The organism is Pseudoalteromonas sp. S16_S37 (genome assembly GCF_014694405.1).
Classification (GTDB): Bacteria; Pseudomonadota; Gammaproteobacteria; order Enterobacterales; family Alteromonadaceae; genus Pseudoalteromonas.
Genome location: NZ_JAAUWV010000170.1, coordinates 1 through 880, shown reverse-complemented (window position 1 = coordinate 880; position 880 = coordinate 1). Strand labels below are relative to the sequence as shown.

General features: G+C 43.6%; 1 protein-coding gene. It reads right to left on the bottom strand.

The window, feature by feature from the left end; genetic code table 11:
- Positions 1-30 precede the first annotated feature (30 nt).
- Positions 31-880, bottom strand: an 850-nt coding sequence (locus tag HC733_RS22435) for an ISAs1 family transposase (RefSeq protein ID WP_190367187.1), incomplete at its 5' end; no start/stop codon positions are given.

Below are 880 nucleotides of genomic sequence, written 5' to 3'. Positions count from 1 at the left end.
CAGGGCCCGAGCACACTTTGTTAATTCCTGTTAACCAAACAAAAGCTCTGCTCTAAAATCATCGTCAAAACTAGCAGCAACGAGCTTGCTGCGAATTGAGCCTTTGCTTTTTGTGTGCTGCTTAACCATGTTGCGTACAACTCGCCTAAATAGGGCCATATGCTGAGCACTTAATGGCTCATGGATTTGACAGTTGTCTTCCTTAAACACCACATCCAGAATCCAGTGCTGTTGATTTTCTATCAGCCAGTGTTGTCGAATTGCTTTTGATATGAGTGAGTTATCTGTCGATGAACTCAGATAATAATGTGTATCAATACTGGTTTTTTGCCCCTTAGTTCGAGCGCGCTCAACGGCGATAATGGATTTAATACCAGACCAGTCTTGCCTAATATTCTTATCTAGTAAAGTTGCGTCGAGTCTGTAAACAGTTCGGGTTTCCTCCCGGCCATGCCCCCTATCTGAAGTGACTTGCACATCCATATCCATTTCGCCAGCATCAAATTTTTGTTGGAATGCATTTGCAATCGCACAGTACAGAGTCTTTTGATTGCCTTTGGCTTGCACAACATAATCTGCTTTGCGGTTGATAAGTTGGGTCAGAGTATCTTTTTGGCAGTGCATTGCATCTAATGTGACCATCGCACCCGTAATATCAAGCATTTGAAGTAGTTCACGTACCGCTGGAATTTCATTACTTTTGCTATCGACACAATTGTGAAGCAAGGTGAGACCTGAGTCACAATCGTAGGCTGAGACTAAATGGAGTTTATCCGTAGCGCGTTTGCTCGCACCACGAATAGTCTTGCCATCAAAAGCGATGACTGGCATGCCTGATTTTTCTCGTTGTTGATTTACCCAGCTGTACAGTGCTAGCAGT